The sequence below is a fragment of the Mesorhizobium metallidurans STM 2683 genome (genome assembly GCF_000350085.1).
Lineage (GTDB): Bacteria > Pseudomonadota > Alphaproteobacteria > Rhizobiales > Rhizobiaceae > Mesorhizobium > Mesorhizobium metallidurans.
Genome location: NZ_CAUM01000173.1, coordinates 1 through 5562 on the forward strand (window position 1 = coordinate 1; position 5562 = coordinate 5562).

5 protein-coding genes are annotated in these 5562 nt (G+C 58.5%); 3 read left to right on the top strand and 2 right to left on the bottom strand.

Translation table 11 applies throughout. From position 1 onward, the window contains the following. Positions 1–99 precede the first annotated feature (99 nt). Complete coding sequence (locus MESS2_RS29050) at positions 100–1416, top strand: ATP-grasp domain-containing protein (protein WP_008878246.1); 1317 nt, start codon at positions 100–102, stop codon at positions 1414–1416. A 114-nt stretch (positions 1417–1530) separates the two neighbouring features. Further along, positions 1531–2178, top strand: coding sequence for a methyltransferase family protein (locus MESS2_RS29055; RefSeq protein WP_008878247.1), 648 nt, complete (start codon positions 1531–1533; stop codon positions 2176–2178). Between the two features lie 714 nt (positions 2179–2892). On the opposite strand, the gene MESS2_RS29060 is transcribed toward MESS2_RS29055, so the two are convergent. Next, positions 2893–3525 (bottom strand): NrsF family protein, encoded by a 633-nt coding sequence (locus MESS2_RS29060; RefSeq protein WP_008878250.1) that lies wholly within the window; start codon positions 3523–3525, stop codon positions 2893–2895. A gap of 11 nt (positions 3526–3536) precedes the next feature. After that, positions 3537–3914: a hypothetical protein gene (locus MESS2_RS29065; protein WP_040594291.1), complete on the bottom strand. Its 378-nt coding sequence runs from the start codon at positions 3912–3914 to the stop codon at positions 3537–3539. Positions 3915–4455: 541 nt separating this feature from the next. Between MESS2_RS29065 and msrP the strand changes: the two genes are divergently transcribed. Continuing rightward, positions 4456–5403 carry a protein-methionine-sulfoxide reductase catalytic subunit MsrP gene (gene msrP, locus MESS2_RS29070; RefSeq protein ID WP_008878253.1) on the top strand — a complete coding sequence of 316 codons (948 nt, stop codon included), beginning with the start codon at positions 4456–4458 and terminating at the stop codon, positions 5401–5403. Positions 5404–5562 lie beyond the last annotated feature (159 nt).

Sequence of the window (5562 nt, forward strand, 5' to 3'; positions counted from 1 at the left end):
TCCGGTTGTTGCGGGAGGGAAATCATTGGCGCCGGGAGCATGCGATCTCGATTCTTGTGTTCATCGAATAAACGAAGACTATTCTCGACGGGTCGCCCAATGAAAACCTACTTGGTCTGCTGCCCAACCCACCGTGATCGACGCGAGTTTTCGCGGATTCCGTTGAGCGGCGTGCAGTTCCTGTTCCACGATTATGCAAGTATTGAGCTTGAGAACTACATTGGCTCTGACGCATCGACTGTCCTTTCGGTCGCTGATCCCTTGGCGGAGATCGACCTAATTCTCGCCCGCTTCAAAGGTGAGGCCATTCACGGCGTCGTCAGCACGGATGACTACCCAGGAAGCACGATTGCTTGTGCCGTAGCGCAACGCCTGAACCTTCCAGCTCCCGATCCGGCTGTGAATCTCCTGTGCCAGCACAAATATTACTCCCGGCTGGCGCAGCGCAGTATCGTGCCCGACGCTGTCCCGAAAGTCGCGCTCATCGACGTCCAAGGCAGTAGAGACCGGCCGTGGAACCATGATTTCCCGGCCTTCATAAAGCCCATCAAATCGTTCTTTTCCGTCGGCGCACAAAAACTGTCCTCGAAGCAGGAATTCCACCGCCTACGGTTACGCTGGCAGCAGTTTGAATTGTTCTTCCTCCACTTCGAACGCCTGCTCGAGCGATACACCGGTCTCCGGGTCGGGAGCGAATACCTCATCGTGGAAGAATATCTGCAAGGATTGCAGGTGACGATCGAGGGATATGCCTATGGTGACGAGGTTCACATCATGAGCGTCGTCGATTCGGTCATGTTCCCAGGGACGATGGCTTTCCAGCGTTTTGAGTATCCCTCTTCTCTTCCCGTTGCCGTTCAAGAGCGGATGGGAGTGCTTGTGAAGCTTCTGATGAGGAACCTTGGCTACCAGAACGGGATGTTCAACATAGAACTCATATACAATGTCGAGCTGGATCGAATATTTATTGTCGAGATCAATCCGCGATTGGCATCGCAATTTGCCGATCTCTACCAAAAGGTCGACGGGTACAACTCCTACTCCGTCATGCTTGACATTGCGGTCGGCCAGCGACCGCGAACCAGGCATCGCGCCGGGCCGCATCGTATGGCTGCAAGTTGCGTCCTGAGAACGTTCGAGGACAGGCTTGTCGTTGCTTTGCCTTCAGACTTCGAATTGGAAGCGGTTGTCGCGCGCCACGCTGATGCGCGCGTCGAAGTGCTGGCCACGGCAGGCAGACTGCTTTCTCAGGAAATGCAGGATGAAATCAGCTTTCGATATGGAATAATTAGCATCGGCGGATCGAACCGCGAGGATATTTTCGCCACGCTGGAGGAAATTAGCTCAAGCTTGAGCTTCCATCTCGAGCCAGTTTCTCTGGTGGCGTCTCGGGAAATCCGGTCAGCAGAGATTTGAGACCGCAACGCAGCGACACGAGTCCGCCTTGACCTTCCTACGATGGCAAGCCGTAAGACTCGTCAGCTCGAGAAGCGAACCGTGCGACCGCATCACATTTTAGGAGATGATCCAATGGATACGACGCTTCAAGAATGGACAGTGACCGAGTTCTGGCCCTACGCAGTTGTGATGATCGTCATCGGCTCATGGGCACTTTATCACTTCATGGCGCCGGCTAGCTGGCGCGAATGGGTAGGCGCCGGTCTCATACAAGCCTTCATCATTGCTCTCTACGGTGAGATGTACGGATTTCCACTCACGATCTACGCGTTGACGACCTTTTTGCCCATCAAGATCCCGCTCGTTCACAGTAGCGGTCATTTGTGGGCGACGCTTTTGGGTTATGGGGAGAGCGGCGACGCCATCGAAATGCTTGCCGGTTCAGTGTTCGTTGTCATCGGCTTGGTCATGATCGTACGAGGCTGGGTGAGAATCTACTTCGCCAACGATGCTCTGACCACAGACGGCATCTACCGCCTCGTACGGCATCCACAATATACAGGCATCTTCTTGGCGGTGTTTGGCCAGCTCATTCATTGGCCGACCATTCCGACGCTGCTGCTTTCGCCGGTCATCATCTGGCTTTATGTTCGCCTGGCCAAGCGGGAGGAGCGACGTCTCCTGGAGAAGTTCGGCCCGGCCTACCGCGAGTATCAGCAGCGAGTGCCGATGTTCTTTCCTCGCTGGCAGGATTTTCGACAAATGCTCTCGCCGTCCTGACCCGCTTTATCTTACGGCTGCGATGGCGGGCACGACAAGGTCAAGGATAGGCGACGCTTGGTCCGTAAGCGCCTGAAATGCGAAGACATCGAGAGCCTACCTGGTTCGTAAGCGCGTAGGCATCCCCATGTAGCGTGCAGGCTGTGAAATCGCGCCGAACAGTCACCCCGGGCCCGGAGCGCCCAAGTGTCTGATCCACTTGCTCTTTCGGGGATTTTCGAGGGGTCACGAGAGGCACCTTCCGGGACCCCTAACCCACGCTCATTTTCGCAATGAAATCCGCACATTAAACCTGGGTCGACGTGGGGTCACTGTTCGGCGCGATTTCACACGCTGCTCACGATCCCGCGAAATCCGTGCTCACGATCGACTGAAATACGCACGCTGCAGGGATCGACCTGTTCAACGGGCAGGAACCGATCTCCGGCGACCTCACCTCGAAGGTCATTCTGTGGGACGCCGGAACCGAGGAGGACGAGGCTCCAGGAATCGGACCGAACCAGGCCCCAAGGCAGGCTGGACCGAACACTGGTCCTGACGAGCATTCCGTGATCACCCCGGCAAACGATTGGTTTGCCTATCCTGCGGTTTCCAAGGTCATTCAGCTCACAGTTCAGCCGCAGGCAGCCAAGGCAAAGTCGGGTTCTTAGACAAGCCGCAACCGGCTCGGTCCGAATCTCCTGTCGCCTCGATGACTTGCTGCCAGAGGAGTTGCTACCATCGGATCAGTCGGTGGGCTACGGTTGCACCGAGGATGGTTAGTGCGGCGATGGCCAGCGTGTACCAGAGAGCCACGAAGAGCGGTGAATCGTCCGGACAATGGGCCGCATAAAAGATGGCGGCGATGCCGCCCGCGAGCAGCCCCGCCACCGCGCCTGCGATTGCCGGACTCGCCGGCGCTCCATGCCGCAAGGCGGCCAGGATAACAGCAAGTGGACCGAGGCCGACCAACAGCAAGGCAAACAGGCAAGCTGGGCCGTTTGCGCCCATCATTCCGACCGCCCATGCATCCGGCTGCAAAAGAAGTTCAACAATGACTGCCGTGGCGAGCAATGCAGGAGCTGCCGCGAGATATGGCATCGCCATGCGCCATTCCGCGCCCGGCCGTGACAGTGCGCGGACAACACCGAAAGCGCTCGCCGCGAGGGTGACCGCAAAGATGATCTTGAACAGAAACCGGGGAGTTTCGGCAGCAATTGCGATGTCGGGCCGTGGGGTAAGAGTAGCAAAGACGATGGCTGCGGAAAGCACGACGGCAAGGCCGGCCGCGCTCCACCACGCCCTGGACAGGGGCATGAGCTTTTGGCTGTCCGCTGCGAGGGCCTTGATCAGTTCGTTCGTGTCCATCTCAACTCTGTCTAAACCGCTTGGCGATCGCCGGCAATCTGCGATGGAACGCTATCCGCACTGCCGTTTCGCTCACGCCCAGGCTCCTCACGGTCGTTCCGATCGTCGTCGGCCATCGCGGCCACGACCGACTGCTGACTGGGCGCCAGAGTCTGCAGCGCACGATCGCTCTCCCATTCTTTGGCCGGCTCGGCCTGGGGGGCGGCGGCGGCATCGGCGATCTTGTTCAGGGGAGTTCCCCGGCGGCGAAAAGCTTGTGCCTCGCCTTCCAAGCCAGCCTTCCTCCCATTCGTTGGCTGGCAATCGTTTATTACGTCGCCATCGAAAAATTGTTCAAAGCTGCGGATTTGGCGATCACAAAGTTGTGTGACCTGGAAGATGTAACACATCGGTCGTCGGGATCGAATTGGTCATTGCGCGCCCGGAGAATGGCACGCCGAATCGCAACCGGAGAAGGGAGATGTCAACAACAAGAGCTTGTGAGCGCCGTCGCAACCGCAATCGCATCGGGAAAAACGCTGTTGACCGCGCAATTGCCCAGCCGTCGCTCGCCCACTTCGGGCTGCGTTTCGGCCTCACGGTTCCGTTCTGGGGCTCTGGCGTCAACAAATGGGACGGGTTCCTGCAACTGGACGCTACCGCGGCGCTGCACGAGGCCCGGAGTTCAAACTGCACCGGGCCGGCGGCCCCTATCCTTTCCCCGCGCCAGCCGCGATGCAACTCGTCTCCGGTTCGGGCGAGATTCTGCTGCCAATTCTCCTCGTCCTTGGCCTCGCTATGGCTGGCCGATCCATGTAACCTGGGAGGCCATGGCGCTCGGGGTCATGGCTTTGCGGCCGGGGCGGATTTCGCTCGATCACTGGATCAAGCAGCTCAGCAGTTGACACCCACCCACGGGAAACAAGCCCCTTGTTCTTCAGGACCCGTTCAATGCCGATCTTTCACGTCCCTCGCATTAACCCATCCGAAATCACGCCGAACGAGGTTTTCCTCAACCGACGCAATTTGATTGCGGGAGCCGCGGCTGCGGGCCTGGCGGCAGTGCTGCCTAAAGGGTCCGCCGCAGCGGCCAAGTTGGACTTCGCCAAGAGTCCGCTTTCTACCGACGAAGCCCCAACGCCGCTCGAGGACGTCACCAGCTACAACAACTACTACGAGTTTGGCACCGACAAGGGCGACCCGGCTGCAAACGCCTCCACGCTGACGACGAAGCCCTGGACGGTTGCTGTTGACGGCCTTGTGGCCCGCCCAACCGAATTCCATCTCGAAGACCTGCTGAGCTCTGTGGCGCTCGAAGAGCGAATCTACCGGCTGCGCTGTGTGGAGGGATGGTCGATGGTCATCCCGTGGATTGGGTTTCCTCTGTCCGAGGTGCTCAAACGTTCCGAGCCGCTCGGCAGCGCCAAGTACGTCGCATTCGAGACGGTGGTGAGATCGGAAGAGATGCCTGGCCAGAAGGGATTATTCCAAGCGTTGGCTTGGCCCTATATCGAAGGCCTGCGGCTGGACGAGGCGATGCACCCACTGACCATCCTTGCAGTCGGGCTCTATGGTGAGACGCTGCCCAACCAGAACGGTGCGCCGATCCGTTTGGTCGTTCCCTGGAAATACGGCTTCAAAAGCATCAAATCAATCGTGCGGATCAGCCTCATCGAAAAGCAGCCGGAGACCTCCTGGAACCGACAGAATTCCGGTGAATACGGGTTTTATTCGAATGTGAATCCACAAGTCGACCATCCGCGCTGGAGCCAAGCAACCGAGCGCCCGATCGGGACCGGCGGCCTGTTCGCAAAACGAAAGCCGACCCGCCTCTTCAACGGCTACGCCGAGCAGGTTGCCCATCTCTATACGGGCATGGACCTTCGCAAGTTCTACTGACGTCCATGGCGAGCCGCACAGGAAAGATACAATTAGTACCCGCGACCGACTGGTCGCGGGTCACTCGCGCTGCCGTCTACTGGGTGGGGTTTGTTCCTGCCGCCTGGACCTTCTATCTCGGGGTGATGGATCAGCTCGGGGCTGACCCAATGAGGACGC

Coding starts and splice junctions, on each gene's coding strand:
- MESS2_RS29050 (WP_008878246.1), top strand. CDS start 100: ATGAAAACCTACTTGGTCTGCTGCCCAACCCACCGTGATCGACGCGAG.
- MESS2_RS29055 (WP_008878247.1), top strand. CDS start 1,531: ATGGATACGACGCTTCAAGAATGGACAGTGACCGAGTTCTGGCCCTAC.
- MESS2_RS29060 (WP_008878250.1), bottom strand. CDS start 3,525: ATGGACACGAACGAACTGATCAAGGCCCTCGCAGCGGACAGCCAAAAG.
- MESS2_RS29065 (WP_040594291.1), bottom strand. CDS start 3,914: ATGTGTTACATCTTCCAGGTCACACAACTTTGTGATCGCCAAATCCGC.
- msrP (WP_008878253.1), top strand. CDS start 4,456: ATGCCGATCTTTCACGTCCCTCGCATTAACCCATCCGAAATCACGCCG.